This window comes from Kitasatospora sp. NPDC001683, assembly GCF_053596495.1.
Map to the genome: position 1 here is coordinate 1 of NZ_JBSFGK010000239.1, position 1,081 is coordinate 1,081.

A 1,081-nucleotide genomic window follows, 5' to 3' on the forward strand; every position below is an offset into this window, starting at 1 on the left:
TCCTCGACGCGATCCTCAGCTCCGACGCCACGTCGGCGGACTTCGCGGCGATCAAGCTCCCCGAGTCCTACCGGGCGGTCACGCTCCACAAGGACGAGGAGCAGATGTTCGCGGGCCTGGACAGCCGCGACAAGGACCCCCGCAAGTCCCTTCACCTCGACGAGGTCGCCCTGCCCGAGCTCGGCCCCGGCGAGGCCCTGGTCGCCGTCATGGCCAGCGCGGTGAACTACAACACCGTGTGGAGCTCGATCTTCGAGCCGGTCTCCACCTTCGGCTTCCTGGAGCGCTACGGCCGGCTGTCGCCGCTCACCAAGCGCCACGACCTGCCGTACCACGTGGTCGGCTCGGACCTCGCGGGCGTGGTGCTGCGCACCGGCGCCGGGGTCAACGCCTGGAAGCCCGGCGACGAGGTCGTCGCCCACTGCCTCTCGGTCGAACTGGAGTCCCCGGACGGCCACGACGACACGATGATGGACCCGGAGCAGCGGATCTGGGGATTCGAGACCAACTTCGGCGGCCTGGCCCAGCTCGCCCTGGTCAAGACCAACCAGCTGCTGCCCAAGCCCGAGCACCTCACCTGGGAGGAGGCCGCCTCCCCCGGCCTGGTCAACTCCACCGCGTACCGCCAGCTGGTCTCGCGCAACGGCGCCGGCATGAAGCAGGGCGACAACGTGCTGATCTGGGGCGCCAGCGGCGGCCTCGGCTCGTACGCCACCCAGTACGCGCTGGCCGGCGGCGCCACCCCGATCTGCGTGGTCTCCAACGACCAGAAGGCCGGGATCTGCCGCGCCATGGGCGCCGAGGCGATCATCGACCGCTCCGCCGAGGGCTACCGGTTCTGGAAGGACGAGAACACCCAGGACCCGCGCGAGTGGAAGCGCCTGGGCTCGAAGATCCGCGAGTTCACCGGCGGCGAGGACGTGGACATCGTCTTCGAGCACCCGGGCCGCGAGACCTTCGGCGCCTCGGTGTACGTCACCCGCAAGGGCGGCACCATCGTCACCTGCGCCTCCACCTCCGGCTACATGCACCAGTACGACAACCGGTACCTGTGGATGTCGCTCAAGAAGATCGTCGGCTC

General features: G+C 69.5%; 1 protein-coding gene. It reads left to right on the forward strand.

What is annotated here, in order from left to right:
* A partial coding sequence (ccrA, locus tag ACWCYO_RS40720; RefSeq protein ID WP_449787051.1) for a crotonyl-CoA carboxylase/reductase occupies positions 1–1,081 on the forward strand: 1,081 nt, incomplete at both ends.